Origin of the sequence: Micromonospora sp. WMMD754, from assembly GCF_049315235.1 — a bacterium.
Classification (GTDB): domain Bacteria; phylum Actinomycetota; class Actinomycetes; order Mycobacteriales; family Micromonosporaceae; genus Micromonospora; species Micromonospora sediminicola.
In genome coordinates this window covers 573,060-599,784 of the sequence record NZ_CP186058.1, presented here as the reverse complement: position 1 = coordinate 599,784, position 26,725 = coordinate 573,060, and the positions used below count along the sequence as shown (strand labels likewise).

27 protein-coding genes are annotated in these 26,725 nt (G+C 73.9%); 20 read left to right on the top strand and 7 right to left on the bottom strand.

Features of this window, described 5'->3' with window-relative positions:
* From ACN27B_RS02785 to ACN27B_RS02760, 6 genes are all read left to right on the top strand, one after another.
* The gene (locus ACN27B_RS02785; protein WP_422743365.1) at window positions 1-849 is read left to right on the top strand and encodes a DegV family protein; all 849 of its coding nucleotides are present in this window, start codon (window positions 1-3) and stop codon (window positions 847-849) included.
* A gap of 40 nt (window positions 850-889) precedes the next feature.
* On the top strand, window positions 890-1,666 hold the full coding sequence (locus tag ACN27B_RS02780; RefSeq protein ID WP_422743363.1) for an SDR family NAD(P)-dependent oxidoreductase: 777 nt from the start codon (window positions 890-892) through the stop codon (window positions 1,664-1,666).
* Window positions 1,667-1,992: 326 nt separating this feature from the next.
* Window positions 1,993-2,880: a helix-hairpin-helix domain-containing protein gene (locus tag ACN27B_RS02775; protein WP_422745820.1), complete on the top strand. Its 888-nt coding sequence runs from the start codon at window positions 1,993-1,995 to the stop codon at window positions 2,878-2,880.
* Complete coding sequence (locus tag ACN27B_RS02770) at window positions 2,877-5,252, top strand: ComEC/Rec2 family competence protein (protein ID WP_422743361.1); 2,376 nt, start codon at window positions 2,877-2,879, stop codon at window positions 5,250-5,252. Before ACN27B_RS02775 ends, ACN27B_RS02770 begins: the two co-directional genes overlap by 4 nt.
* Before the next feature lie 134 nt (window positions 5,253-5,386).
* Window positions 5,387-6,367: a DNA polymerase III subunit delta gene (gene holA, locus ACN27B_RS02765; protein ID WP_422743359.1), complete on the top strand. Its 981-nt coding sequence runs from the start codon at window positions 5,387-5,389 to the stop codon at window positions 6,365-6,367.
* On the top strand, window positions 6,364-6,861 hold the full coding sequence (locus tag ACN27B_RS02760) for a hypothetical protein (RefSeq protein ID WP_253866198.1): 498 nt from the start codon (window positions 6,364-6,366) through the stop codon (window positions 6,859-6,861). Before holA ends, ACN27B_RS02760 begins: the two co-directional genes overlap by 4 nt.
* A gap of 305 nt (window positions 6,862-7,166) precedes the next feature.
* On the opposite strand, the gene ACN27B_RS02755 is transcribed toward ACN27B_RS02760, so the two are convergent.
* The 3 genes from ACN27B_RS02755 to ACN27B_RS02745 all read right to left on the bottom strand — a co-directional run bounded on the left by ACN27B_RS02755 (window position 7,167) and on the right by ACN27B_RS02745 (window position 9,512).
* The gene (locus tag ACN27B_RS02755; protein ID WP_216642304.1) at window positions 7,167-7,781 is read right to left on the bottom strand and encodes an HDIG domain-containing metalloprotein; all 615 of its coding nucleotides are present in this window, start codon (window positions 7,779-7,781) and stop codon (window positions 7,167-7,169) included.
* A 196-nt stretch (window positions 7,782-7,977) separates the two neighbouring features.
* Window positions 7,978-8,244, bottom strand: a complete 267-nt coding sequence (rpsT, locus tag ACN27B_RS02750; protein ID WP_091571988.1) for a 30S ribosomal protein S20 — start codon at window positions 8,242-8,244, stop codon at window positions 7,978-7,980.
* A gap of 236 nt (window positions 8,245-8,480) precedes the next feature.
* Window positions 8,481-9,512 (bottom strand): phosphotransferase family protein, encoded by a 1,032-nt coding sequence (locus ACN27B_RS02745; RefSeq protein ID WP_396824483.1) that lies wholly within the window; start codon window positions 9,510-9,512, stop codon window positions 8,481-8,483.
* Window positions 9,513-9,567: 55 nt separating this feature from the next.
* On the opposite strand from ACN27B_RS02745, the gene ACN27B_RS02740 reads away from it, so the two are divergent.
* The 8 genes from ACN27B_RS02740 to ACN27B_RS02705 all read left to right on the top strand — a co-directional run bounded on the left by ACN27B_RS02740 (window position 9,568) and on the right by ACN27B_RS02705 (window position 17,125).
* Complete coding sequence (locus tag ACN27B_RS02740; protein ID WP_099164019.1) at window positions 9,568-10,104, top strand: DUF4240 domain-containing protein; 537 nt, start codon at window positions 9,568-9,570, stop codon at window positions 10,102-10,104.
* 95 nt (window positions 10,105-10,199) lie between these two features.
* Window positions 10,200-12,077, top strand: coding sequence for a translation elongation factor 4 (lepA, locus tag ACN27B_RS02735; protein ID WP_099164020.1), 1,878 nt, complete (start codon window positions 10,200-10,202; stop codon window positions 12,075-12,077).
* A 232-nt stretch (window positions 12,078-12,309) separates the two neighbouring features.
* The gene (locus tag ACN27B_RS02730) at window positions 12,310-12,594 is read left to right on the top strand and encodes a GlsB/YeaQ/YmgE family stress response membrane protein (protein WP_091572003.1); all 285 of its coding nucleotides are present in this window, start codon (window positions 12,310-12,312) and stop codon (window positions 12,592-12,594) included.
* Between the two features lie 261 nt (window positions 12,595-12,855).
* Complete coding sequence (locus tag ACN27B_RS02725) at window positions 12,856-13,140, top strand: GlsB/YeaQ/YmgE family stress response membrane protein (protein ID WP_030503112.1); 285 nt, start codon at window positions 12,856-12,858, stop codon at window positions 13,138-13,140.
* Window positions 13,141-13,364: 224 nt separating this feature from the next.
* Complete coding sequence (locus tag ACN27B_RS02720) at window positions 13,365-14,657, top strand: sugar ABC transporter substrate-binding protein (protein WP_422743354.1); 1,293 nt, start codon at window positions 13,365-13,367, stop codon at window positions 14,655-14,657.
* A complete protein-coding gene (locus ACN27B_RS02715) occupies window positions 14,654-15,646 on the top strand; it encodes a carbohydrate ABC transporter permease (protein ID WP_099164022.1) in 993 nt (330 codons plus the stop codon). The genes ACN27B_RS02720 and ACN27B_RS02715 overlap by 4 nt, the downstream gene beginning before the upstream one ends.
* Window positions 15,643-16,473 carry a carbohydrate ABC transporter permease gene (locus ACN27B_RS02710; RefSeq protein WP_091572020.1) on the top strand — a complete coding sequence of 277 codons (831 nt, stop codon included), beginning with the start codon at window positions 15,643-15,645 and terminating at the stop codon, window positions 16,471-16,473. The genes ACN27B_RS02715 and ACN27B_RS02710 overlap by 4 nt, the downstream gene beginning before the upstream one ends.
* 16 nt (window positions 16,474-16,489) lie before the next feature.
* Window positions 16,490-17,125, top strand: coding sequence for an MOSC domain-containing protein (locus ACN27B_RS02705; protein ID WP_099164023.1), 636 nt, complete (start codon window positions 16,490-16,492; stop codon window positions 17,123-17,125).
* 15 nt (window positions 17,126-17,140) lie between these two features.
* Here ACN27B_RS02705 and ACN27B_RS02700 read toward each other — a convergent pair whose 3' ends face one another.
* Both ACN27B_RS02700 and ACN27B_RS02695 read right to left on the bottom strand, forming a co-directional pair.
* Window positions 17,141-18,001, bottom strand: coding sequence for a hypothetical protein (locus tag ACN27B_RS02700; RefSeq protein WP_172967942.1), 861 nt, complete (start codon window positions 17,999-18,001; stop codon window positions 17,141-17,143).
* Window positions 18,002-18,139: 138 nt separating this feature from the next.
* A complete protein-coding gene (locus ACN27B_RS02695; protein ID WP_099164952.1) occupies window positions 18,140-18,925 on the bottom strand; it encodes an enoyl-CoA hydratase-related protein in 786 nt (261 codons plus the stop codon).
* A 19-nt stretch (window positions 18,926-18,944) separates the two neighbouring features.
* Here ACN27B_RS02695 and hemW point away from each other — a divergent pair, with 19 nt between their 5' ends.
* Entirely contained in the window at window positions 18,945-20,168 is a 1,224-nt protein-coding gene (hemW, locus tag ACN27B_RS02690) for a radical SAM family heme chaperone HemW (RefSeq protein WP_172968076.1), read from the top strand.
* A gap of 43 nt (window positions 20,169-20,211) precedes the next feature.
* On the opposite strand, the gene ACN27B_RS02685 is transcribed toward hemW, so the two are convergent.
* On the bottom strand, window positions 20,212-20,853 hold the full coding sequence (locus tag ACN27B_RS02685) for a DUF4870 domain-containing protein (RefSeq protein WP_091572031.1): 642 nt from the start codon (window positions 20,851-20,853) through the stop codon (window positions 20,212-20,214).
* 176 nt (window positions 20,854-21,029) lie between these two features.
* Between ACN27B_RS02685 and hrcA the strand changes: the two genes are divergently transcribed.
* The 3 genes from hrcA to ACN27B_RS02670 all read left to right on the top strand — a co-directional run bounded on the left by hrcA (window position 21,030) and on the right by ACN27B_RS02670 (window position 24,007).
* A complete protein-coding gene (gene hrcA, locus ACN27B_RS02680; RefSeq protein WP_098746941.1) occupies window positions 21,030-22,052 on the top strand; it encodes a heat-inducible transcriptional repressor HrcA in 1,023 nt (340 codons plus the stop codon).
* Window positions 22,053-22,125: 73 nt separating this feature from the next.
* Complete coding sequence (gene dnaJ, locus ACN27B_RS02675) at window positions 22,126-23,271, top strand: molecular chaperone DnaJ (RefSeq protein ID WP_172968077.1); 1,146 nt, start codon at window positions 22,126-22,128, stop codon at window positions 23,269-23,271.
* A gap of 1 nt (window position 23,272) precedes the next feature.
* The gene (locus tag ACN27B_RS02670; protein WP_099164025.1) at window positions 23,273-24,007 is read left to right on the top strand and encodes a 16S rRNA (uracil(1498)-N(3))-methyltransferase; all 735 of its coding nucleotides are present in this window, start codon (window positions 23,273-23,275) and stop codon (window positions 24,005-24,007) included.
* 91 nt (window positions 24,008-24,098) lie between these two features.
* Here the strand turns inward: ACN27B_RS02670 and ACN27B_RS02665 are convergent, their stop codons facing one another.
* Window positions 24,099-24,860, bottom strand: coding sequence for an SDR family NAD(P)-dependent oxidoreductase (locus ACN27B_RS02665; protein ID WP_099164953.1), 762 nt, complete (start codon window positions 24,858-24,860; stop codon window positions 24,099-24,101).
* A gap of 76 nt (window positions 24,861-24,936) precedes the next feature.
* Between ACN27B_RS02665 and ACN27B_RS02660 the strand changes: the two genes are divergently transcribed.
* Together ACN27B_RS02660 and ACN27B_RS02655 are read left to right on the top strand one after the other, a co-directional pair.
* Window positions 24,937-25,287 (top strand): histidine triad nucleotide-binding protein, encoded by a 351-nt coding sequence (locus ACN27B_RS02660; protein ID WP_091572052.1) that lies wholly within the window; start codon window positions 24,937-24,939, stop codon window positions 25,285-25,287.
* Between the two features lie 2 nt (window positions 25,288-25,289).
* Complete coding sequence (locus tag ACN27B_RS02655; RefSeq protein ID WP_099164026.1) at window positions 25,290-26,666, top strand: serine hydrolase domain-containing protein; 1,377 nt, start codon at window positions 25,290-25,292, stop codon at window positions 26,664-26,666.
* The last annotated feature ends 59 nt before the right edge of the window (window positions 26,667-26,725 follow it).

The window sequence follows — 26,725 nt, the reverse complement described above, 5'->3', positions numbered from 1 at the left end:
ATGCCCGTAGCGGTCGTCACCGACTCCACCGCCTACCTGCCCCCCGAGCTGGTCCGTGCGCACCGGCTCACCGTCGTCCCGCTGACCGTCGTGCTCAACGGCGCCGAAGGACTGGAGGGCGTCGAGACCTCCCCGGCCGACGCCACCCGCGCGCTGAGCGCCCGACGGGTCTCGGTGAGCACCTCCCGCCCCGCCCCGGAGCAGTTCGCGCAGGTCTACCGCACGCTGCTGGCCGAGGGCGCCGACGGCGTGGTCTCGGTGCACCTGTCCGCCGAACTATCCGGCACCGTCGAGGCGGCGCGGCTGGCCGCCGCCGAGATCGGCGACCGCGTCGCCGTTGTCGACAGCCGCTCCACCGGCATGGGCCTCGGCTTCCCGGTGCTCGCCGCCGCCACGGCCGCCGCCGGGGACGCCGACCTGACCGGGGTACGCGCGGCGGCGCTGGACGCGGTCGGCCGGACCACCATCTTCTTCTACGTCGACACGCTGGAGTTCCTGCGCCGGGGCGGCCGGATCAACGCGGCCGAGGCGCTGCTCGGCACCGCACTCTCGGTCAAGCCGATCATGCACATGCCGGACGGCGCGATCGTGGTGAAGGACAAGGTCCGCACCGCCAGCCGGGGCGTCGCGCGCCTGGTCGACCTGGCGGTCGAGGCGGCCGACGACGCCGAGGTCGACCTCGGGGTGCACCACCTCGCCGCCCCGCAGCGCGCCGACCAGCTGCTGGCCGCGTTGACCGAGCGGTTGGGCGACCGGCTGCACGACACGTACGTCAGCGAGGCCGGCGCGGTGGTCGCCGCGCACGCCGGACCCGGACTGGCCTGCGTGGTCGTCCACCGCCGCCCGTGAGCCGTTGTCCGGGCCTCGTGCCCGCGACCCGGTGCGTCCGATGAACGCCCGCTCGTACGTGGTCACCGGGGGCGGCCGGGGCGTGGGGCGGGCCGTCGTGGAGCGGCTGGCCGGCGACGGCGGCACGGTGGTCGTCGTCGAGCGGGACGCGGACGCGCTGGACTGGCTGGCCGGGCACCCCGACGCCGACCGGCTGCACGCCGTGACCGGGGACGCCGCCGACGAGGCGGTCACCGAACGGGCCGCCGACCGGGCCGAGGCAGCGGCGCCGTTGGCCGGCTGGGTCAACAACGCCGCCGTCTTCCGTGACGCCGCGCTGCACACTGCCCTGGCCGGCGAGGTGTTCGACCTGATCGCGGTCAACCTGCGTCCCGCGGTGGTCGGCGCCGGCACCGCCGTACGCCGGTTCCTGGCCGCCGGCAGCGGCGGCGCGATCGTCAACGTCTCCTCCCACCAGGCCCGCCGGGCGGTCCCCGGCGCGTTGCCGTACGCCACCGCCAAGGCGGCGGTGGAGGGGCTGACCCGGGCGCTGGCGGTCGACTACGGTCCGCGCGGCGTCCGGGCCAACGCGGTCGCGCTCGGCTCGATCCACACCGAGCGGCACGCCGCCTTCCTCGCCGGGCTGGAGCCGTCCGGGGCGGACCGGGTGGAGGCCGAGCTGGCCCGGCTGCACCCGGTCGGCCGGATCGGGCGCGCCGCGGAGGTGGCCGACGTGGTCGCGTTCCTGCTGTCGACGCGGGCCTCGTTCGTCAACGGCGCGACGCTGCCGGTCGACGGGGGCCGGGCCGCGCTCGGCCTCGACCCCGAGGCACGCTGACCCCCCCCGACGGCCGGTAGCACATCGACGGCATGATCGGGTAGCTGTCCACACGTCACCGTTGTCCACAGACGAGGGTCCGTGGGCCGGTCCGCGGCGCGCCCTCGCCGCTAGCGTCCCGAGCCGTGTCAGACGACGAGGTGGCGACGGTGCGGCGGCGGCTCGCCCGGTTGTTCACGCCGGCGGGTCGCGTGACCGCCGATCCGGCTCCCGCCGGCGGTGTGCCGCCCGCCGTCAGAGCGGCGACCCCCGGTCCGTCGCCGGCCCACCCGTTCCCGGTGCCGGAGCCCGGCGGACCGCGACGCGCATCGGCCCACCCGTTCCCGGTGCCGGAGCCCGGCGCACCGCGACGCGTGCCGGCCCACCCGATCCCGGTGCCCAAGCCCGGCGGACCGCGACACGTGCCGGCCCACCCGATCCCGGTGCCCAAGCCCGGCGGACCGCGACGCGGCCGCCCGGAGCCCGGCCCGACGCCGCTGTCCGGGGCGGACCCGGCGTCGGGCGAGGCCGATCCCGACAGCTCCGAGGCAAGGTCACCCGGCGAGCCCACGCGCGGGCCGGCGTCCCGGTTGCCGGGGCCGGGCGCGTTCGACCCGGGCCGTCGCGGTGTCCGTGCCCTCGCCGCCGTGGCCGCGCTCGTCGTCCTGGCGGCCGCCGTCTGGGCGTGGCGCTCTCGTCCGACCGCCGAACCGGTGGGTCCGGTCGCGCCGGCCGGCGTGGCCGGGGAGGCGACGCGGGAAGCGGCCGGCGCGACGACCGAGGCGGCTGCTCCGGCCGCCCCGTCCGGGCAGGTGGTCGTGGCGGTGGCCGGCAAGGTCCGCCGCCCGGGGCTGGTGCGGCTGCCGGCCGGCGCCCGGCTGGCCGACGCGGTGGAAGCGGCCGGCGGCGCGCTGCCCGGGGTGGACGTGGCGCTGCTCAACCCCGCCCGCAGGGTCACCGACGGCGAGCTGATCCTGGTCGGCGTCACCGCCCCGCCGGGGCAACCCGCACCCGGGCCGGCGGCCGGCGGCGGCCCGCCCGCGGGTCCGGTCAATCTGAACAGCGCCACCCTGGCCCAGCTCGACGCGCTCCCCGGCGTCGGGCCGGTGCTCGCCCAGCGGATCCTCGACCACCGGGAGCAGCACGGCGGGTTCCGGTCCGTCTCGGACCTGCGCCAGGTCGAGGGCATCGGGGACGCCCGCTACGAGCAGCTCAAGGACCTGGTGACGGTGTGAGCGTCGACGGCGCGGACGCCGCGTTGGACCTGCGGCTGGCCGGGTTCGCGGTGGCCGCGTGGCTGGCCGCGCTGGCCGGGCTGCACCTCGGCGTCCGGGCCCTCGCGGGGCTGGCCGCCGTCGCCGTTGCGCTCGTCCTCGTCGTGGCCCTGGGCCTGCGCGCCGGGCGGCACCGCCCCGTCGAGCCGCTCCGCCGCTACGGCTGGATCGCCGTCGCCGTGCTGCTGGGCGCGCTCTGCGGGGCGGCGGCCACCGGGGCCCGGCTCGCGGTCCGGGACGCCGCCCCGGTGCGGGCGCTGGTCGCCGAACGCGCCCTGGTCACCGCCGAGCTGGTGGTCCGGGACGACCCCCGGCCGGTACGCGGCGCACCCGGCCGCTCGACGATGCTGTTGGTCCGCGTCGACCTGCTGCGCCTCACCGGCCCCGACGGCGGTCGGCTCACCGGCCCGGTACGCGGCCTGGTGCTCGCCACCGATCCGGGCTGGCGAGGGCTGCTGCCGGGGCAGCGGGTCACCACCCGGGGGCGGCTGGCCGAGCCGCGTGGCGGCGACCTCACCGCGGCGGTGCTCTCGGTGACCGGGCCGCCGACCCGGCAGGGGCGCGCGTCGTGGCCGCAGCGGGCGGCGGGCACGTTGCGCTCCGGGCTGCAACGTGCCTGCGAACCGCTGCCGGACGCGCCGGGCGGACTGCTTCCCGGCCTGGTGGTGGGTGACACGAGCCGGCTTCCGCCCGAGGTGGAGGAGGACTTCCGGGCCACCGGGATGACCCATCTCAACGCGGTGTCGGGGTCCAACGTGGCCATCGTCGTCGGCGCGGTGCTGCTGCTGGCCCGCTGGGCGCGCGCCGGCCCGCGTACCGCCGCCGGGTTCTGCGTGCTCGCGCTCGTCGGTTTCGTCATCCTGGTGCGGCCCTCGCCGAGCGTGGTGCGGGCCGCGGCCATGGGCGCGATCGGGCTCGCCGCGTTGGCCGCCGGCCGGTCCCGGGCGGCGTTGCCCGCGCTGGCCGCCGCGATCGCCGCGCTGGTGCTGCTCGACCCGGAGCTGGCCGGGGACCCGGGCTTCGCGTTGTCGGTCTGCGCCACCGGCGGGCTGCTGCTGTTCGCCCCCGGCTGGCGGGACGCGCTGCGTCGCCGGGGCGTGCCGGTGGGGCTGGCCGAGGCGCTGGCGGTCCCGGCGGCCGCGCAGCTCGCCTGCGGTCCGGTGATCGCCGGCATGTCCGCGACGGTCAGCCTGGTGGCGGTGCCGGCGAACCTGCTGGCGGTGCCGGCCGTCGCGCCGGCCACGGTGCTCGGCGTGCTCGCCGCGGTGCTGTCGCCGGTGTGGCCCGGCGGGGCCGAGTTCCTCGCCTGGCTGGCGAGTTGGCCGGCCCGCTGGCTGGTGACCGTGGCGGCCCACGGGGCCGTGCTGCCGGCCGGGACCCTGCCGTGGGTGGGCGGGGTGGTCGGCGCGCTGCTGCTGGCGGTCGTGAGCGTGGCGCTGCTGCTCGCCGCCCGCAGGCGTCGGGCCCGGCGGCTGGTCGCGGCCGTCGTGGTGGCGGCGGTGCTGGGCGCGCTGCCGGTCCGGCTGCTCGCCTCCGGGTGGCCGCCGCGTGGCTGGGTGGTGGTGGCGTGCGCGGTGGGGCAGGGTGACGCGTTGGTGCTGCCGGTGGCCACCGGTCGGGCCGTGGTGGTCGACGCGGGTCCGGAACCGTCCGGCGTGGACGCCTGCCTGCGCCGTCTCGGCATCCGCGAGGTGCCGTTGCTGGTGGTCAGTCACTTCCACGTGGACCACGTCGGCGGGGTGGCCGGCGTGTTCCGGGGCCGGCGGGTGGGCGCGGTGGTGAGCCCACCCTGGCCCGAGCCGGCCTACGGCGTCGCCCAGGTGCGCGAGGCGGCCCGCCGGGGCGGCGCCTCGCTGGCCCCGGCGCCGGCGGGATGGCGGTGGGGGCAGGGCGCGGTGCGGCTGGTCGCGGTCGGGCCGCCGTACCCGCTGCGCGGCAGCCGCTCCGACCCGAACAACAACTCCCTGGTCCTGACCGCCACCGTGTCCGGGGTGCGGATCCTGCTGGCCGGGGACGCCGAGACCGAGGAGCAGCGGGCGGTGCGGGAGACGCTCCCGGCCGACGCGATCCGCGCCGACGTGCTGAAGGTGGCGCATCACGGGTCGGCGTACCAGGATCCGGAGTTCCTCGCCGCGGTCCGCCCGGCGGTCGCGCTGGTCTGCGTGGGTGTCGACAACGACTACGGGCACCCCCACCCGGCTCTGCTGGGCCGGTTGGCCCGTGGCGGTGCGCGGGTGGTGCGGACCGACACCGACGGGGACGTGGCGGCGGTCCGGACCGTGACCGGCCTGGCGGTGGCGGTACGCGGCGCCGCCCCTGGACGACCCCGGTGACCCGATGACGGACAGGAGGGAATCTTGGTGGGATAGGCGAGGATCAAGGCAAATGTCTGGATTTGCGTTGAGTGCGGGCTGTGCCGTCACAGTCCCCGATGAGCAGGCACGATCGGGTCGGAGGGCGTGCGAGTATGGGCGACGTGACCCCCGCCAGCCTGCCTCCTATTCTGCTCGTCCTCGGCGACGAGGAGCTGCTCGCCACGCGCGCGGTCACCGAAGCCGTGGCGCGGGCCCGTGAGGTGGACGCCGACGTGGACGTCCGGGAATACCAGGCCGGCTCCCTGACGGTCGGCGAGATCGACGAGATGTTGAGCCCGTCGCTGTTCGGCGGCCGGCGCGTGCTGGTGCTCCGCTCCGGCCAGGACGCCCGCAAGGACCTGTCGGCCGCGCTGCTGGCGTACGCGAAGAATCCCGACCCGGACGTGCAGCTGGTGGTGCTGCACCTCGGCGGGGCCAAGGGCCGGGCGTTCGCCGACGGGCTGCGGTCCGCGGGCGCCACCGTGGTGCCGGCGGCCAAGCTCAAGGGGCACCGCGACCGGGTGGCCTTCGTGCGGGAGGAGATCCGCCGCAACGGTGGCACGTGCACCGAGGACGCCGCCGAGGCCCTGATCGCGGCGGTCGGCGCCGATCTGCGCGAGCTGGCGGCCGCCTGCTCGCAGCTCGTCGCCGACACCGACGGGCGGATCGGGGCCGAAACGGTCTCCCGCTACTACCGGGGTCGGGTCGAGGTGACCGGCTTCACCGTGGCCGACGCGACGATGGTCGGCGACGTTCCCGGCGCCCTGGAGGCGCTGCGGTGGGCGCTGCACGTCGGGGTGGACCCGGTGCCGATCGCCGACGCGCTCGCCGACGGCGTACGGACCGTGGCCCGGGTCGCCTCGGCCGGCCGGGGCAGCGCCTACCAGCTCGCCAGCAGCCTCGGCATGCCGGCGTGGAAGATCGAGCGGGCCCAGCGCCAGGGTCGGGGCTGGACGCCGGAGGGCCTGGTCGAGGCGATGCGCGTGGCCGCCGAGTGCAACGCGGCGGTCAAGGGTGGCGCCGACGACCGGGCCTACGCGCTGGAACGGGCCGTCTTCTCGGTGGCCGCGGCCCGGCGGGGCGGCGCCCGGTGACCCGAGCGTGGTCGACCGTGCCGACGGACGAGGAGCGGTTCCGACCGCTCTACGCCCGGGTGCTCGGCCTGCGCTTCGTCAACCCGGGCGGGGTGCTCTGCTTCCTCTTCTTCGAGGGGGCGGCGGCGCTGGCCGTGCTGCTCGCCCTCGCCGAGCTGGTGAGCTGGTGGGCGGTGCTGGTCCTGCCGACCGCGGTGGCGGTGATGGTCAAACTCAACGACGTCGTGGCCGAGATGGTCGTCCGCACCGCCGCCCAGGTCCCCGAACAGGAGCGGGACCGGTTCCGCCGGCAGATGGAGCCGGTCGTCGGGCGGGCCCCGGTGCCGACCACGGCCCGGGCGCTGCCCGGCGGCCCGAGCCTGGCCGGACCGGGGGCGCCGCGCCCGGCCGTTCCCCACCACCAGCCGGGACGATCCACGCTGCCGTTCGACCGGGCCGGCGAGCGGAGACGCGGGACCGAGCCCGGCGTGACCTGGCCGGACTCCTTCCGTTGACGACGGCACGCGCGGCACTGCAGGGCCGAACGTCGGGTGCGGGGACAGCGCGCCCGCATGCCGGCGAACTCCGCTGACGTCGGTGCCGGTGGCCCGTGCGCCCGGGCTGACGAGGACCCCCACGGCGCGGACGTGACCTGCCACCATGGACCTCCGCGCGGGCAGCGGGACGGCCGTCCGGGTGCCGGGCACCGGCCGTCGGATCTCCAGCGTCATCGCCCTGCGGCACCGAGGCGAGACGCAGCGGGTGGTCGACGAGGGTAGGCGGCACCCCCGGCTGACGGCGGGCGGGCGGTGCCGGATTCTCAGATGATCGGGTGCCGATAGCGGTCGGACAGGGGGCGAAGATCGGGCTCGCCGAACCTCTCCACCAGCGCCGCGAACCTGGCCACCTTGTCCGCGCCGAACCGTCGCACTCCGACGGCGTAGGACTCCGCGGTCACGAACGTGGGCGGTGCCGTCTTGCTGTGGAACTTGTCCGCGTACAGCACCAGCTGTTCTTCCGGCGTGTCGGCCGTGTAGTCGGCCACCGGCAGCGGCAGGCACTGCCGCAGCACGTCCTCGCGAGTGAGCCCGACCCCGGTGTGGTGGGAACAGAACCTGCTTATCCGCTCCGAGAACCCGAGGTCACGCAGGAGCGCATGCCCGAGCACCCCGTGGCGGACGTAGTTCGCGTGATCGAGTTCTCCGGTCGCCCCGTAGAGGCGATAGACACCGATGTCGTGCAGGAGGCTGCCCGCACGGACCAACTCGACGTTCAGATCCGTGGGGCACCTGTCGAGCAGCTGCTCGGCCACGGCGCACACGATCCGGCAATGGGTGTAGACGAGCGTGAAGGCTTCCTCGTGGGGTGCGATCCGTTCGTGCAGCGCCCGGATCTGCTCGTCGGTCGGGACGGCCAGCGTGTGATCGAGGGTCACGTGTCGGCACCTGCCTCGCCGGGCCACTCTCCTGACAGCCGTCGATGCCGGGCCCGGGCCGCCAACTCTGGCGGCAGTGCGCCGTGCCGACGGTCCCGCCCGGTCCTCCGCCCCGGGCGGAGGACGCCGTGGAACGCCGACAGCCGGAAGCCCCGGGGCGTTGCCCCGGGGCTTCCGGTCGGGTCTACGGCGTTGGTCAGGCCGAGAACGACGCGACGCGCTTGGCGATCGCCGACTTCCGGTTGGCCGCCTGGTTGGCGTGGATGACGCCCTTGCTGGCGGCCTTGTCCAGCTTCCGGGTGGCCTCGCGCATGAGAACGCTGGCCTTCTCGGTGTCGCCGGCCTCGGCAGCCTCGTTGAACTTCCGGATGGCGGTCTTCAGCGACGACTTGACCGACTTGTTACGCAGCCGGCGCTTCTCGTTCTGCCGGTTGCGCTTGATCTGGGACTTGATGTTCGCCACGCGACAGCCTCGTCTTGATAGCTCGGGTTGGTCTGCATTCGCGCACGACGAGCATGCGTCATCGCCGCGCGAATAGCCAGGCTACCAGGTCGGTCCCGGACGAGCCAAAACGCCTCCGGGCGACCCCGCCACCAGCATGCCGTCGCAACCCGGGATCACGCCAGATCGGCACCACCTCGGGGAGGTGGTGTGGTCCGGGCCCGTGCGACACCGCCACTTCCCCGAGCTGGTGTGGATCAACGAGCTGGGGTGGATCCAGCGGGGCGCGCCCAGGACCAGCCTTGCCGCTCGGCCAGCCAGGTGAGCGCCTGCTCGCCGCTCCAGCGCCGGTGGGCGCGCAGGTGCGCAGACATCGTCGACGGCCCGGCGGCGGCGCCGGTCAGGTGGTAGCCGGCCAGCGCGGCGAGCGTCACGTCCAGCGCGTCCTCGGGCGCGCCCGCCACGGCCGGGTGGCGGGCGAACGCGGCGTCGGCGGCCAGGCCGCTGGCGTACGCGGTGAGCAGCAGGCCGGCCAGGTCGAACCAGGCGGGTCCGTGGCAGAGCCAGGTCCAGTCGCACAGCCAGGCACGGCCGGCGGGGTCGAGCAGGAGGTTGTCCACCCGCAGGTCGCCGTGGGCCAGCCCGGGGGCGGCGTCGGCGTAGCCGGGGAGGCGGGACTCCAGCGCGACCAGCTCCGCCAGCGGGGCCCCGGCCGCCGGGGCGGGGAGTGGTTCGCGGCCGGCGGCCACCTCGCCCCACCAGAGGATGTCCTCCCGGGCCAGGTCGGCGAGGCGGGGCAGCCCGAGCGCGGCGAGGTCACCGGGCGGGTCGGCGAGCGCGGCGGCCACCTCGGCGTACGTGGTGAGGGCGGCGTCCAGCTCGGCCGGGTCCCAGGGCAGCCGGGGGACGCGCCCGTCGATCGCGTCGAGGGCCAGGGCGTACCAGCCGGCCGCGGTCAGCGCCCAGCGCGGCCGGGGCACCGGCAGGCCGGCGGGGAGCCGGGCCAGGACGGCGGCCTCGTGGGCGTACCAGTCGACCAGGTGCCGCTGCCCGTCCAGCGCCGCCGCCTTGACGAACACCGGGTCGCCGCCCGGGCCGGTCAGCACGGCGGCGAAGCCGCGGGTGAAGCCGCCGCCGGCCACCCGGACCGCCGCCGGTGGGCCGCCGAGCCGGGCGGCCAGCGCGTCACGCAGCCCCGGCGGCAGGTCGACCCAGCCGGGCCGCTCGGCCGTGGCCCCGTACGCGACGGGGGGTAGCGAGATCGCACGCACCGCACCATGCTGCCGCACCGACGGCGCCCGGTGTGGGCCGCGGCGTCGGTGGGCTCTGCCAGACTGCCTGACCATGAGGACCGACGAGTTCTGGCAGTTGATCGACGACGCCCGGAGCGGGGCCGGGGGAGAGCCCGACGCGGTCGCCGCCCGGGCGGTCGCGCTGCTGGCCGAGCGCGACCCGGAGGAGATCGTCGGGTACGCCCACCACCAGCGGCGGGTGCTGGCCGCCTCCTACCGGGTCGACCTGTGGGGCGCGGCCTACCTGATCAACGGCGGCGCGTCGGACGACGGCTTCGAATACTTCCGGGGCTGGCTGATGACCCAGGGCCGGGCGGTCTTCGCCCGGGCGGTCGCCGAGCCGGACTCGCTGGCCGAGCTGCCCCGGGTGCGGGCGGCCGCGCTCAGCGGCGAGGAGTTCGAGTGCGAGCCGATGCTGGCGGTGCCGTGGGAGGCCTACCGGAAGGCCACGGCGAGCGAGTTGCCGGCCGACCGCGACCCGGTGCCGGAGCCCGACCTGAACGACTTCTGGGACTTCGACGACGAGGAGGAGGCCCGGCGTCGGTTGCCGAAGCTCGCCGCGCTCTTCGTCGAGCCGCCCCAGGAGTGACGGGGGAGCCCGGGCGAGCGCCGGGCGACGTGGGAGCATAGAGGGGGCCGGCGACGCGCCGGCCCGCTCACGTCAGCCGACCAGAACGGACCGCTGTGCCACCGACGCTCGATCCCGGCGCGAACGCTCCTGGTGCCACCGACCCGGCGCGCATCCGGAACTTCTGCATCATCGCCCACATCGACCACGGGAAGTCGACCCTGGCCGACCGGATGCTGCAGCTCACCGGCGTGGTCGATCCCCGGCAGATGCGCGCGCAGTACCTGGACCGGATGGACATCGAGCGCGAGCGCGGCATCACCATCAAGAGCCAGGCCGTCCGGATGCCGTGGACGATCCGGGAGGGCGACCGGGCCGGCGAGACCGCCGTGCTCAACATGATCGACACCCCCGGCCACGTCGACTTCACCTACGAGGTGTCCCGCTCGCTGGCCGCCTGCGAGGGCGCGATCCTGCTGGTCGACGCCGCGCAGGGCATCGAGGCGCAGACGCTGGCCAACCTCTACCTGGCGCTCGAGAACGACCTGCGCATCATCCCCGTGCTCAACAAGATCGACCTGCCGGCCGCCCAGCCGGAGAAGTACGCCGAGGAGCTGGCCCACCTGATCGGCGGTGACCCGGCGGACTGCATCCGGGTCTCCGGCAAGACCGGTGAGGGCGTGCCCTACCTGCTCGACGAGATCGTCCGGCAGTTCGTGCCGCCGGTCGGCGCGGCCGAGGCCCCGGCCCGCGCGATGATCTTCGACTCGGTGTACGACGTCTACCGCGGCGTGGTCACCTACGTCCGGGTGGTCGACGGCCGGATCTCGGCGCGGGACCGGATCAAGATGATGTCCACCGGCGCCGTCCACGAGCTGCTGGAGATCGGCGTCATCTCGCCGGAGATGGTGAAGGCCGACGCGCTCGGCGTCGGTGAGGTGGGCTACCTGATCACCGGCGTGAAGGACGTCCGCCAGTCCCGGGTCGGTGACACGGTCACCATCAACGGCAACCCGGCCAAGGAGGCGCTCGGCGGCTACAAGGACCCGAAGCCGATGGTCTACTCGGGTCTCTATCCGATCGACGGCTCCGACTACCCGAACCTGCGTGAGGCGTTGGACAAGCTCAAGCTCAACGACGCCGCGTTGGTCTACGAGCCGGAGACGTCCGGGGCGCTCGGCTTCGGTTTCCGCTGCGGCTTCCTCGGCCTGCTCCACCTGGAGATCATCCGGGAGCGGCTGGAGCGGGAGTTCAACCTGGATCTGATCTCCACCGCGCCGAACGTGGTCTACCGGGCCCTCACCGAGGACGGCCAGGAGATCGTGGTGACCAACCCGAGCGAGTACCCGACCGGGAAGATCGCCGAGGTGTACGAGCCGACGGTGCGGGCCACCGTGCTGACGCCCAACGACTACGTCGGCGCCGTGATGGAGCTGTGCCAGGGCCGGCGGGGCAACCTGCTCGGCATGGACTACCTCTCCGCCGACCGGGTGGAGCTGCGCTACACCCTGCCGCTGGCCGAGATCATCTACGACTTCTTCGACCAGCTCAAGAGCCGCACCAAGGGCTACGCCTCGCTCGACTACGAGACCTCCGGCGAGCAGGCCTCCGACCTGGTCAAGGTCGACATCCTGCTGCACGGCGAGCCGGTGGACGCGTTCAGCGCGATCGTGCACAAGGACAAGGCGTACAACTACGGCACGACGATCGCGGCGAAGCTGCGCGCGCTGATCCCGCGCCAGCAGTTCGAGGTGCCGATCCAGGCGGCCATCGGCAGTCGGGTGATCGCCCGGGAGACGATCCGCGCGATCCGCAAGGACGTGCTCGCCAAGTGCTACGGCGGTGACATCAGCCGTAAGCGCAAGCTGCTGGAGAAGCAGAAGGAGGGCAAGAAGCGGATGAAGATGGTGGGCCGGGTGGAGGTCCCCCAGGAGGCGTTCATCGCCGCGCTCTCCTCCGACTCCGGCGACGCCAAGCCCGCCGGCAAGAAGTAGCCGCAGAGCCGTACCACCGGCCGGCGTCCTCGTCCGAGGGCGCCGGCCGGTGCGCGTACTCAGGAAATTTTCAGCTGCGGACGACGCTCCTACCTGCGGTTTCGGGCCGCGGCGGCGGTCAGAAGGGCTCGGACGGCGCGGAGGTCGGTTTCGGTTTTCGGCGGGTCGGGAACTTAGCGGTCACGACAGGAACCGCACAGAACGTGCGAAACCGCTTATAGGAGGACCGACCGTGGAGTTCACCGTCTGGGGCATCATCACCGCGCTGATCGTCGGCCTGATCGTCGGCGCGCTGGGCCGGCTGGTCGTGCCGGGTCGTCAGAACATGCCGATGTGGCTGCACATGCTGATCGGCGTCGGCGCCGCGCTGCTGGGCACGATCGTCGCCCGGGCCTCCGGCTTCGCCGAGACCGCCGGCATCGACTGGCGCGAGCTGCTGCTGCAGGTGCTCTTCGCCGCCATCGCGGTCGCGCTGGTGGCCGGCGTCGGTCGTCGGCGGGGCGTCACCCACCACTGATCGCGCACCCCTGCGCCTCGACGGGCGCCCGGCCTCACCGGCCGGGCGCCCGTCGGCGTTTCCGCATTGAACCCGGTCGGTTCCCTCGCGCTCTCGTCAGGGGCCGCCGGGCTGGGGTTTTGGGGGAGAAACCCCAGCTCACTGCCCGTCCGAACAATTCGTCACCGAAGTCGGTTTGGATTTTTGGCGGGTCGGGAACCTATCGATCACGACAGTGAACACACGACATCGTGTGACTTGATCCGAAGGAGGAGGGCGACCATGGAGCTCACCGTTTGGGGCATCATCACCGCGCTGGTCGTTGGTCTGATCGTCGGCGCGCTGGGCCGGCTGGTCGTGCCGGGCCGGCAGAACATGCCGATGTGGCTGCACATGCTGATCGGCGTCGGCGCCGCGCTGCTGGGCACGATCGTCGCCCGCGCCTCCGGCTTCGCCGAGACCGCCGGCATCGACTGGCGCGAGCTGATGCTGCAGGTGCTCTTCGCCGCCATCGGCGTGGCCCTGGTGGCCGGCGTCGGCCGCCGGCGTGGCGTCTCGCGCTACTGACCCCGCACCACAGCGCCTCGACGGGCGCCCGGCCGCACCGGCCGGGCGCCCGTCCTCGTACGCCCCCTCTGAGCTGCCCGGACGGCACCCCTGCCGGCCGGGCCTCCGGCTGCGATACGGTCGCCTCGGCCGCCCGCCGCGAACACCCCCTGTTGTAAAGGAAATTTTCCTACTAAGGTGCGGCGGAGAAGGTTAGTGCCAAACGGCCCTGAGGGAGATATGGCGTGAACAGGTGGAAGCGGCTGGCTCCGGTCACCGCCATCGTGGCGTCGGCCGCGCTGGTGCTGACCGGTTGCGGTGGCTCCGGCAACGACGACAAGGCCGCCGACAACAGCAAACTGACGGTCTGGATGATGGGTGAGGGCGGCGACGCCCAGACCACGTTCCTCGACACGGTCGAGGCGGAGTTCAAGAAGAAGCACCCCGAGACCGACGTGGTGGTGCAGTACATCCCCTGGCTCGAGGCGCCGAAGAAGTTCCAGGCCGCGCTCGCCGGTGGGGAGGGTCCCGACGTCACCGAGCTGGGCAACACCGAGACCCAGGGCTGGGCGGCGCAGGAGGCGCTCGCCGACGTCACGGACAAGTTCAACGGCTGGTCCGAGGGCAAGGACATCCTTCCCGACCTGGTGAAGAACGCCCAGCTCGACGGCAAGCAGTACGGCGTCCCGTGGTACGCCGGCGTGCGCGCCGTCTACTACCGCACCGACTGGTTCGCCGAGGCCGGCGTGAAGCCGCCGACGAACTGGGACGAGATGGTCGCCGCCGCCAAGGCCGTCCAGGCCAAGAAGCCCGGCACCTACGGCATCGCCCTGCCGGGCAACTCCGAGCTGCCGTTCTACTCCTTCCTGTGGGGGGCCGGCGGCGAGATCGCCACCAAGGAGGGCGACACCTGGAAGTCCGGCTACAACACCCCCGAGGCGCAGAAGGCGGTCAAGTTCTGGACCGACCTGGTGACCGTGCACAAGGTCGCCCCGCCCGCCGCCGCGGGCTGGAACGAGGTCGACGCCCGGACCCAGTTCGCCACCGGCAAGGCCGCCATGGCGTTCGCCGGTAGCTGGCAGGGCGGCGCGATGAAGAAGGACAACCCCGACATCGAGAAGGTGTGGGGCACGTTCCCGATCCCCGGCCCGGACGGCAAGGCCGCCCCGGCGTTCGCCGGCGGGTCCGACATCGCGGTCTGGAAGGACAGCGAGCGGCAGGCGCTGGCCTGGGACTACATGACCGTGCTGCTGAGCAAGCAGAAGGACCAGGAGTTCGCCAGCAGCCTCGGCTTCTTCCCGGTCTACAAGGACCTGGTCAGCGGCGGCAACTACGCCGACGACAAGGTGATGGCCGCGTTCGCCACCGCCATCCAGAACACCAAGCTGACCCCGCTCACCCCCAAGTGGGTCGAGGTCAGCCGGACCAAGACGGTGACCCAGGCGATGAACAGCTCGGTCATCAAGGGCCAGAAGACGGTCGAGAAGGCAACCGCCGACGCGGCCACCGAGATGGAAAGCATCCTCAACGCCAAGTGACCACGCTGACCGAGGCCACCGACGAGGCCGCCGCGCGGGGGGAGACCCCCGCGCGGCGGCCCCGCCGAAAGGTGGACCGCCTCCCGTACCTGCTGCTCCTGCCCTGCCTGGCGATCATCGCCGTGCTCCTGCTCTGGCCGCTCGGCCAGGTCGTGATGATGTCCTTCTACAAGTTGGACAGCGTCCGGCAGCTCCGGGGGGACCGCGAGTGGCCGTGGGTCGGCCTGGCCAACTACGCGCAGATCCTCGGCGACCCGTTCTTCCGTACGGTGTTGCGCAACACCGTGCTGTTCGCGGTCGCCAACGTGGCCCTGACCATGGTGCTGGGCACCCTGGTCGGGCTGCTGCTCAACCGGCTGGGCAAGAAGATGGCCACGTTCGTGGCGAGCTGCGTGATGCTCGCCTGGGCCACTCCGGCGCTCACCGGCACGATCGTCTGGAAGTGGATCTTCGACGACACGAGCGGCCTGGTCACCTGGCTGTTCAACAAGCTCCCGGACGGGCTCTCCACGACCCTGTTCGGGCGCAGCGACTGGACCGGCTACGGCTGGTTCAACGACCCGCTGATGTTCTTCGGCATCCTGACGCTGGTGGTGGTCTGGCACTCGTTCCCGTTCATCGCGGTGAGCGTGCTGGCCGGGCTCAAGAGCGTGCCGACCGAGCTGCAGGAGGCGGCCCGGGTCGACGGCGCCGGACCGTGGAAGGTCTTCTGGTCGGTCACGTTCCCGATGCTGCGGCCGGTCTTCGGCATCCTCGTGGTGCTCTCCACGATCTGGGACTTCAAGGTCTTCACCCAGCAGTTCGTGCTGGCCGGCGGCACGCAGGACCGCTCGACGTTCATGCTGTCGATCTACTCGTACGCGGAGGCGTTCTCGCCGCCGCCCAAGTACGGCCTCGGCTCGGCCATCGCCGTCATCCTCACCGTGATCCTGCTCGTGGTGACCGCCCTGTACGTCCGCATGGTGCTCAAGCAGGAGGACGAGTCGTGAAGAAGATCGCCCTCAACGGTGCCGGCCTGCTGGTCGCGCTCTTCGCCGCGTTCCCGGTCTACTGGATGGTGGCGACCTCGCTGAAGCCCAACCGGGAGATCTTCTCGTCCACGCCGCGCCCGGTGCCGGCGGAGCCGACGCTGGAGCACTACCGGGAGATCCTCACCGGCAACCTCATCCCCGGCGTGACGTTCGTCGACTTCTTCCTCAACAGCGTGCTGGTCGCGGTGGCCACCGTGCTGCTGAGCGGTCTGGTCGCGCTGCTCGCCGCCACCGCGGTGGCCCGGTTCCGGTTCAAGCTGCGCACCAGCTTCCTGATCCTGCTCCTGGTGGTGCAGATGATCCCGCTGGAGGCGCTGGTCATTCCGCTGTTCCTGATGATCCAGCGGCTCGGCCTGTACAACACGCTGCCCAGCCTGATCCTCACCTACCTCGGCTTCTCGCTGCCGTTCGCGGTCTGGATGCTGCGCGGCTTCGTCGCCGCGGTGCCCAAGGAACTGGAGGAGGCCGCCGCGATCGACGGGGCCAGCCGGGCCCAGACGTTCCGCAAGGTGCTCTTCCCGCTGGTCGCACCCGGCCTGGTGGCGACCAGCATCTTCTCCTTCATCACCGCGTGGAACGAGCTGATCTTCGCGCTGACCTTCATCAACGACCAGGAGAAGTACACCCTGCCGGTGGCGATGACCTTCTTCTTCGGTCGGGACGACACGGCCTGGGGCTCGGTCATGGCCGCGTCCACGCTGTTCACCCTGCCGGTGATCGTCTTCTTCCTGCTGGTCCAGCGTCGGATGGTCTCCGGCCTGGTCGCCGGCGCGGTCAAGGGCTGAGCCTAGGCTGATCGCCATGACGGGCAGGCTGGTGGCGGTGAACCTCGGCACGGTCACCGAGGCGGAGTGGGCGGGCGACGCGAGCGGTCGCAGCGGCATCGACAAGCGTCCGGCCGAGGGCCGGGTGCCGGTCACGGCCGCCGGGCTGACCGGCGACTTCATCGGCGAGCCGGCCCACCACGGCGGCCCCGACCAGGCGGTCTACGCGTACGCCGAGGAGGACGCCGCCTGGTGGGCCGCGGAGTTGGGGCGGCAGCCCCGCCCGGGCGTCTTCGGGGAGAACCTCAGCACCTGGGCGGTGGACGTGACCGGCGCGGTCGTCGGCGAGTGCTGGGCGGTCGGCTCCGCGCTGCTCCAGGTGACCAAGCCGCGCACGCCGTGCCGGACGTTCGCCGGCTTCTGGGGCGTACCGGACCTGATCAAGCGGTTCACCCTGCGGGGCGCGCCCGGGGCCTACCTGCGGGTGCTGCGCGAGGGCGAGATCGGTGCCGGCGACCCGGTCGAGGTGGTCGACCGGCCGGCACACGGGGTGACCGTCGGCGAGGTGTTCCGCGCGACCACGCTGGAGCCGGAGCTGCTACCCCGCCTGCTCGACGTGCCGGAACTGCCCGAGCCGCTGCGGGAGAAGGTCCGCCGCCGGCTCGCCGGCTGACCGGCGCCGGCCGGATCAGGTCGCGGCGAAGACCTCGGCCAGCACCTGCGTGGCCGGGTCACCCTTCACCCGGTCCCAGGTGCCCTGCTCGGCCGTCCACTCCAGGTTCGCGAAGCGGACCCGCTTCACGCCGTGGTCGTCGGCGTGCGACACCAGCCAGTGCGCGTAGCGCCAGCCGTCGCGGTCGTCGCCCGCCGGCACCGTCAGCCCGGTGAGATCGGTCCCCGCGGTCAGCCGGGGCAACCCCCAGTCGAGCGTGAGCCCCTCCAGCAGCGCACTGGCGGCGGCCGGTCCGCGCATGGTCGGCGTCGAACCGACGGTGCAGGCCACCGCTCCGGTCGCCTCACCCAGCAGGGCGCGGGTCAGGACCTGCGACTCGTCCGCCCACTTCTGGTACGCCTCGGGGTAGGCCGACCGCTGCACCCGCTGGGCGGCCTCGGTGACCCGCATCCGCTCCCAGCCCCTGACCCTCTTCAACGCGGCGTAGAACTTGTTCGCCGCGTAGCGCGGGTCCTGGATCTCCTCCGGCGTGCCCCAACCCTGGCTCGGGCGCTGCTGGAACAGGCCCAGGGAGTCCCGGTCGCCGTGCGCGATGTTGCGCAGGTGCGACTCCTGGTAGGCGGTGGCCAGCGCCACCACCACCGCCCGCTCGGGCATCCGGCGCTGCACGCCGATGGCCGCGATGGTGGCCGCGTTCGCCATCTGGTCGGCGCCGAGCACCACCTCGCCGTCGGCCTGCACCGTGCAGGTCCGGCTGGCCACCGGCAGGCGCAGGTGGTGACCGAACTGCTTGGTGACGAACCAGATCGCGAGCAGGGCCAGCACACACACCGCCACACCAGATGCCACGATCGCCGCTCGCGTCCGCACCCGCACCCCCTGTCCCGACAGTCCGACCAGCGTACGTCGGCCACCTCACATCCCGGCTCGGCCGACCGGCTGTCTCACCCCGGCGTCACCGGGCCGCCACGTACCGCGTCGATGTGGCCGGCCGGTGAGCGGCGCTCCCGCCCCTCAGTCTCCGGTCGGCACCCACGACGCGGGGCGCTTCTCCCGGAACGCCAGGACCCCCTCGCGCCCCTCGTCGGAGAGGAAGTACCCGGTGGAGAGCGCCGCCAACTCGGCGATCTCGGCCCGCAGGTCGGTGGCGGCCGGGCGGCGCAGCAGTTCCTTCGCCCCGGCCAGGGCACGAGGCGCCCCCCTGACCAGCGAGGCGCAGTACCGCTCCACGGCGGCGTCCAGCCCGTCCGCCGGCACCGCGGCGGTGACCAGGCCGACCTCGGCGGCCCGCCGGCCGTCGAAGGTGTCCCCGGTCAGGTACAACTCGGCCGCGGCCCGAGGGCTCAGCCGGGGCAGCACGGTCGCCGAGATCACCGCCGGGATCACCCCGATCCGCACCTCGGTGAACGCGAACGTCGCCTCCTGCGCGCAGACCGCCAGGTCGGCGGCCGCGATCAGGCCCAGCCCGCCGGCCCGGGCCGGCCCGGCCACCTTCGCCAGCACCGGCTTCGGGCACTCCCGCACGGCGACCAGCACGTCGCCGAGCATCCCGGCGGGCACGGTCCCGCTCGCGTACGCGGCGGCGGTCTCCTTCAGGTCGGCGCCGGAGCAGAAGACCGGACCGGTGTGGTCCAGCACGATCGCCCGGACCGTGTCGTCGGCGACCGCGGCGGCCAGCCCGGCCAGCAGCTCGGTCATCAGCGCCGTGGAGAGCGCGTTGCGGTTGTGCGGGCTGTCCAGGGTGAGGGTGGTCACCCCACGGGCCGTGGCGACCCGCACGAGAGCGTCCGGAGAGGTCATGCCGGGCACACTAGTGGCCATGCCCGGCGTCCTTCCAGAAGGCGAACCCGTCCCGCGCGACGGCTCGCTGCCCGCCGCCGCCCGCCGCGCCGTCGGCGCCCGCGGCTTCGGCGTGTACGTGCACGTCCCGTTCTGCGCCAGCCGGTGCGGCTACTGCGACTTCAACACGTACACCGCGTCGGAGCTGGGCGGCGGGGCGAGCCGGGAGACGTACGCCGACAGCGTGCTGGCCGAGCTGGCGCTCGCCGACCGGGTGCTCGGCGACACGCCGCCGCCGCGGGTCGACACCGTCTTCGTCGGTGGCGGCACGCCCACCCTGCTGCCCGCCGACGACCTGGCCCGGATCCTCGACGGGATCGACCGCACCTGGGGGCTGGCCGCCGACGCCGAGGTGACCACCGAGGCCAACCCCGAGTCGGTCACCCCGGAGTCGCTCAAGACGCTGCGGGCCGCCGGCTACACCCGCATCTCGCTGGGCATGCAGTCCGCCGCGCCGGGGGTGCTCGCGGTGCTCGACCGCCGGCACAGCGCCGGCCGGGCCACCGCCGCGGCCCGGGAGGCGCGCGACGCCGGATTCGACCACGTCAACCTGGACCTGATCTACGGCACGCCGGGGGAGACGGCCGAGGACTTCGCCGCCTCGCTGGCGCAGGTGGTCGAGGCGGGGGTGGACCACGTCAGCGCGTACGCCCTGATCGTGGAGGACGGCACCCGGTTGGCCGCGCGGATGCGCCGGGGCGAGCTGCCGTACCCCTCCGACGACGTGGCGGCGGACCGCTACCTGGCCGCGGAGGAGGCGCTCGGCGCGGCCGGCTTCTCCTGGTACGAGGTGTCCAACTGGGCCCGCTCGGCGGCGGCGGCGTGCCGGCACAACCTGCTCTACTGGACCGGCGCCGACTGGTGGGGCCTGGGCCCGGGGGCACACAGCCACGTCGGCGGGGTGCGCTGGTGGAACGTCAAGCACCCGACCGCGTACGCGGCGCGGCTGGCCGAGGGCGCGTCACCGGCGCTGGCCCGGGAACGGCTGACGCCCGACGAGCAGCACATGGAGGACGTGATGCTGCGGGTGCGGCTCGCCTCCGGGCTGCCGCTGGACGTGCTCGACGAGGCCGGCCGGACCGGCGCCGAGCGGGCCCGGGACGCGGGGCTGCTGGACGCCGGGGCGTACGCGCGGGGCTTGGTGGTGCTGACCCTGCGCGGCCGGCTGCTGGCCGACGCGGTGGTCCGCGACCTGCTGCCCTGACCGGCGCCGGCCGGCCCCGTCGTCCGGGACCGGCCGGAGCGGATCACTTGATCAGGCTGGCCGACATCGGGTAGCGGTAGAGCTGACCCTCGTTGGCCTTCACCCCGGCCAGGATGCCGAAGACGATGCCGACGATCATGGCGCCGAAGCCGATCACCAGACCGATCAGGATGCAGGTGAGGATCCAGCCGACCAGCGCGATGACCGACCAGATGAGCTGGAAGTTGAGCGCGGCGATCGCGTGCGCCCGGACGGTGGGGGACTGGTTGCCCCGGGCCAGCAGCGCCACCAGCGGCGCGATCCAGCCCAGCACGCCGCCACCGATCAGCATCCCGGCGGCGCCGCCGAAGTGCGCGACCAGGGCCCAGGTCTTGTCGTCGTTGTTGGCGTAACCGGCCGGCGGGCCGTACCCGCCGCCACCGGGGTAGCCGGCGCCGTAGCCCGGCGCGCCGCCGCCCGGCGGGGGATAGCCACCCGGCGGCGGGTAGCCGCCGCCCGACGGGGGTTGGCCGCCCGGGGGCGGATAGTCACCGGGCGGGGGATAGCCGCCCGCCGCCGGTGCCCCGGACAGTGGTGCGGTGGGCGGCTCACCGGCGGGCGAGGAGCCGTAGGGCGCCGACGGCGCGGTCGGGTCGGGCTGGGGGCCGGGGTCCCCCGCTCCGGGAGGGCGAGGAGGTTCAGTCATGCACGTCACGGTAGGTCCCGCCGGCAAGTGGCACCAGGGCTGTTCGGCCCCGGCGCGTCGACGGAGGGCGGTGGGGCGCACCGGAGGTCCGTCGCTGATCATCGCGTCGGCGGGGGTGCCGACGTAGACTGGCACTCGCTACAGTCGAGTGCCAGCCGCGTCAGGAGGTGGGGGACATGGGTCTCGACGACCGGAAGCTCGCCGTGCTGCGCGCGATCGTCGAGGACTACGTCGCCACGCAGGAGCCGGTGGGCAGCAAGGCCCTGGTCGAGCGGCACCAGCTCGGCGTCTCGCCGGCGACCGTGCGCAACGACATGGCGGTGCTGGAGGAGGAGGGCTACATCCGGCAGCCGCACACCAGCGCCGGCCGGGTGCCCACCGACCGTGGCTACCGCCTCTTCGTCGACCGGCTGTCCCGGGTCAAGCCGCTCAGTCCGGCCGAGCGGCGGGCGATCGAGCGCTTCCTGGTCGGCGCCGTCGACCTCGACGACGTGGTGCACCGCACGGTCCGGCTGCTCGCGCAGCTGACCCGGCAGGTCGCCGTGGTGCAGTACCCGAGCCTGGCCCGCTCCAAGGTGCGCCACCTGGAGCTGGTGCCGATCTCCACCACCCGGCTGATGGTCGTCATGATCGCCGACACCGGGCGGGTCGAGCAGCGGCTGGTCGAGCTGCCCGCCCCGGTGCCCGCCGACGACGTCACTGCCCTGCGCCGGCTGGTCAACGAGAAGCTGGTCGGCTGCCAACTGGCCGAGACGCCGCCGCTGGTGCAGGCGCTGGTCGAGGAGTCCGCGCCCCAGCTGCGCCCGGCCATGACCACGCTCTCCACCGTGCTGCTGGAGACGCTCGTGGAACGGCACGAGGAGCGCATCGCGCTGGCCGGCACGGCCAACCTCACCCGGGGTGGCCTGCTCGACTTCCAGGGCTCGCTGCGCCCCATCCTGGAGGCGCTCGAGGAGGAGGTCGTGCTGCTCAAGCTGATCGGCGAGACGGAGCCGAGCACCACCCGGGTGCTCATCGGCGACGAGAACGAGATCGACAACCTGCGGGCCGCCTCGGTGGTCAGCACCGGCTACGGCCCGGGTGCCACGATCGTGGGTGGGCTCGGCGTGCTCGGGCCGACCCGGATGGACTACCCCGGCACCATCGCCACGGTGAGGGCCGTGGCACGCTACGTGGGCGAACTGCTGGCCCAGAACTGACCAGTCAGGGCCGACGGCCGGCCTCGGCCGACGACCGGCGTGACGCGAGACGAACATGAGGACACCGAACGCAGTGGCCAGGGACTACTACGGCATTCTCGGCGTGAGCCGGGACGCCTCCGACGACGAGATCAAGCGCGCCTACCGCAAGCTGGCGCGGCAGTACCACCCGGACGTGAATCCGGACCCGGAGGCACAGGAGAAGTTCAAGGACATCAACGCCGCGTACGAGGTTCTCTCGGACGACCGGAAACGGCAGATCGTCGACCTGGGTGGCGACCCGCTCGCCCCGGGCGGCGGGGGCGCCGGCGGTCCGGGTGGTCCCGGTGGCGCCGGCCCGTTCGTCGGCTTCCAGGACATCATGGACGCGTTCTTCGGCGGCGCGGCGGGCGGCAGCCGGGGTCCCCGGCCGCGCACCCGTCCGGGCGCGGACGCGATCCTGCGGCTGGAGCTCGACCTCAACGAGACCGCGTTCGGCGTCGAGGCGCCGATCACCGTCGACACCGCCGTGCTCTGCACCACCTGCTCGGGCGCCGGCACCGCCGCCGGCACCCACCTGGCCACCTGCGAGGCGTGCGGCGGTCGGGGCGAGGTCCAGTCGGTGCAGCGGACGTTCCTCGGCCAGGTGGTCTCCGCCCGGCCGTGCACCGTCTGCCAGGGCTACGGCACCACGATCCCGCACCCCTGCCCGACCTGCGCCGGCGACGGCCGGGTGCGCACCCGTCGCTCGCTGACCGTCAAGATCCCGGCCGGAGTCGAGGACGGCATGCGGATCCGCCTCGCCCAGCAGGGCGAGGTCGGTCCGGGCGGCGGTACCGCCGGCGACCTCTACGTCGAGATCCACGAGCGGCCGCACGACGTCTACTCCCGCAAGGGCGACGACCTGCACTGCCGGGTCACCGTGCCGATGACCGCCGCCGCGCTCGGCACCCGGTTGACCATCAAGACGCTCGACAGTGAGGAGACCGTCGACGTCAAGGCGGGCACCCAGCCCGGCAGCACCCTGCGCCTGCGCGCCCGGGGCGTGCCGCACCTGCGCGGCACCGGTCGTGGCGACCTCTACGTCCACCTGGACGTGCGGACCCCGACGAAGCTCGACGCCGACCAGGAGCGGATGCTGCGCGACTTCGCCAAGACCCGGGGCGAGGAGGTCGCCGAGCTGACCAAGCAGGGCGGCTTCTTCTCCCGGATGCGCGACGCCTTCAACGGGCACGCCTGAGGTGTCCGCCCCGCTGTTCCTGGTCGAGGCGCTGCCCACCGGTGACACGCTGACGCTGGACGGCCCGGAGGGGCACCACGCGGCCACCGTGCAACGGCTGCGCGTCGGCGAGGAACTGCTGCTCGCCGACGGCCGGGGCGGCACCGCCGCCGCGGTGGTCACCGCCGTCGGCCGGGGCACGCTCGACCTGCGGGTCACCACCCGGGGGTACGCGGACGCGTGCGTCCCCCGGCTGGTGGTGGTGCAGGGCATCGCCAAGGGCGACCGGGGTGAGCTGGCCGTGCAGGCGATGACCGAGGTGGGCGTGGACGAGATCGTGCCGTGGGCGGCGTCCCGCTCGGTCGTCCAGTGGCGCGGCGACCGGGGCGTACGGGCCCGGGAGAAGTGGGCAGCCACCGCCCGCGAGGCCGCCAAGCAGGCCCGCCGACCGTGGCTGCCGGTGGTGGCGGGAGCACCCGACGAGTCCACCGCCACGGTCACCCGACGGATCGCCGGCGCGGCGGCCGCCTTCGTGCTGCACGAGGAGGCAGAGGAGCGGCTGACCACCGCCGAGCTGCCGTCGACCGGCGAGATTGTGCTGGTGGTCGGCCCCGAGGGCGGCATCGCCGAGGCCGAGCTGACCGCGTTCACCGACGCCGGCGCCCACCCCGTCCGCCTGGGCCCCTCGGTGCTCCGCACCTCCACGGCCGGCGTGGCCGCCCTCTCCGTCCTCTCCACCCGCCTCTCCCGCTGGTAACCCTCGTCGATCTTGCACTTTGTGACCCGGCAAAGGTGACGAAACGCCCATCGCGAGGGCCGGAAGTGCAAGATCGCGGGGGAGGGCGGGGTCAGGTGCGGAGGTAGGAGGCGCCGTTGAGGTCGATGATGGTGCCGGCGGCCCACTCCGCTTCCGGGCTGGCCAGCCAGTGCACGGCGGCGGCGATCTCCTCGGGGCGGGCCACCCGGTGGAACGGGGACTGGGCCCGGACCGCGTCGCCGCGCTCGCTCTTGAGGTGCTCGTTGGTCATGTCCGTCTCGACGAAGCCGGGAGCCACACAGGCCACCCCGATGCCGTACGGGGCCAGCGCCACCGCCAGCGACTGCGCCATCGCGTTCATCCCCGCCTTGCTCGCCCCGTACGCCGGGTTCGCCGGCTCACCGCGGAACGCGCCCCGGGACGAGACGTTCACGATCCGGCCGCCCCGCTCCCGCATGTGCTGGGCGGCGCACCAGGCCGCGTTCGCGGCGCCGACCAGGTTGGTGTCGAGCACCTCCCGCCACCGCGCCCGCCACTGCTCGTAGCTGCTGCCGAAGACGGGGTGCGGCGGGTCCGCCGGGCCGAAGACGCCGGCGTTGTTGACCAGCACGTCGAGGCCCCCGAGCAGTCGGGCCGCCTCGTCCACCATGACCCGGACCGCGTCCGCGTCGGCCAGGTCGGCGCGGACCACCACGTGCCCGTCGCCGGGCAGCTCGCCGCGCAGCGCCTCGGCCAGCTCGGCCGAGTCCCGGTGGTGGATCGCCACCCGGTCCCCGCCGGCCGCGAACGCCCGCGCGACCGCCCGTCCGATGCCCCGCGAGGCCCCCGTCACCAGCACCGCCCGTCCCGCCATGCCGGCCATCCTGCCGCACCGCGCCGAGGGGCCGGCCGGGGCCCCGTCGGTCATCGCCCCTCCCTAGACTGCGGCGATGGGAGTCGACTGCCTGTTCTGCCGGATCGTCGCCGGAGAGATCCCGGCCACCATCGTCCGTGAGACCGCCACCACCCTCGCCTTCCGGGACATCGACCCGAAGGCGCCCACCCACGTGCTGGTGATCCCCAAGGAGCACTACGCGGACGTGGCCACGCTCGCCCAGGGCGACCCCGGGCTCGCCGGCGAGGTGCTCCACACCGCGGCCGTGGTGGCCGAGGAGGAGGGCCTGACGGTGGACGGCTTCCGGCTCATGTTCAACACCGGCCCGTACGGCGGCCAGGAGGTCTTCCACGTGCACGCCCACCTGCTCGGTGGCGCGCCGCTCGGCCCGATGCTCTGCCGGTGACCATGACCGGGATCTCCGACCGGCTCGACCGGATGGTGCGGCAGGCGCAGGCGAAGGGCCGGATCCCGGCGGTCTCGGCGGCCCTGCACCGGGCCGACCGCCCGCTCTGGACCTGCGCGGTGGGCGGCACCGGCAACGACACCCCGCTCGACGCCGAGACGGTCTTCCGGATCGGCTCGGTCACCAAGACCTTCACCGCGACGCTGGTCATGCAGTGCCGCGACGACGGCCTGCTCGACCTGGACGACCCGATCGGGCGGCACCTCGACCTCACCGCGCACGGCGAGCTGACCGTGCGCCGGCTGCTGTCGCACACCGCCGGCCTGCAACGCGAGCCGCACGGCGACGTGTGGGACAGCCTGCGCGCGCCCGCCGTCGACGAGCTGCTGGCGGACCTGACCCGGGTCGAGCGGGTGCTGCCCACCGGCCGGCGGTTCCACTACTCCAACCTCGGCATGGCGCTGCTCGGCGAGCTGGTCGCCCGGCTGCGGGGTGGCTCCTGGGCCGAGGTGCTCGCCGAGCGGGTGCTCGACCCGCTCGGGTTGACCGCCACCGGCGCCCGGCCGGGGGAGCGGGCGGCGACCGGTTTCCTGGTCGACGAATACTCCGACGAGGCGCACCCGGAACCGCCCACCGACTTCGGCGCGGTGGCGCCCGCCGCCCAGCTGTGGAGCACCGCGCCGGACATGGCGCGCTGGGCGGCGTTCCTGGCCGACCCGCGGGCGCTGGACCCGGCCGGCGCGGTCCTCGCCCCGGCCACGGTCGAGGAGATGCGCTGGCCGCTGACCACGACCGACGAGTCGCTCTGGGCGGCCGGTTTCGGGCTGGGGCTGATCCTGGTGCCGCAGCCGGCCCGGGTGACCCACGTGGGGCACGACGGCGCGATGCCCGGCTTCCTGGCCGCCGTCTACGGCCGGCGCGGCGGGGACGGCACCCCGGGCGCGATGGGCGCGGCGGTGCTCGGCTCGTCCGGCGCCGGGGTGGAGGTGTTCGACCTGGTGCACGACCTGCTCGCCGCCGCCGCCGAGCACGACCCGGCGGAGATCGAGCCGTGGCGACCCGGTCCACCCGCGCCCGATCACCTGCGCGGAATGCTGGGCCGCTGGTGGGGCGAGGGCTTCGAGTACGTCTTCTCCTGGCACGACGGCGCGCTGCGGGCCCGCGGCGCGGGCGACCCGGCCGGTAAGCCCCCGGCGGTGTTCGCGCCGCTGCCGGACCGGCCGGACGTGTTCCGCACGGTCTCCGGCCGGGAAGTGGGCGAGCTGCTCCGGCTGACCCGGGACGAGAAGGGCGTGGTGGTCCGGATGCACTGGGCGACCTACCGGTTCACCCGCCGCCAGGAGACCTTCGACGGCTACGACTTCCGGGTCGGCGGCTGAGCGCCGGAGCACCGGAAATGGACGCGGTGCGTACGGTGCCGACCCGATACGATGGGAGC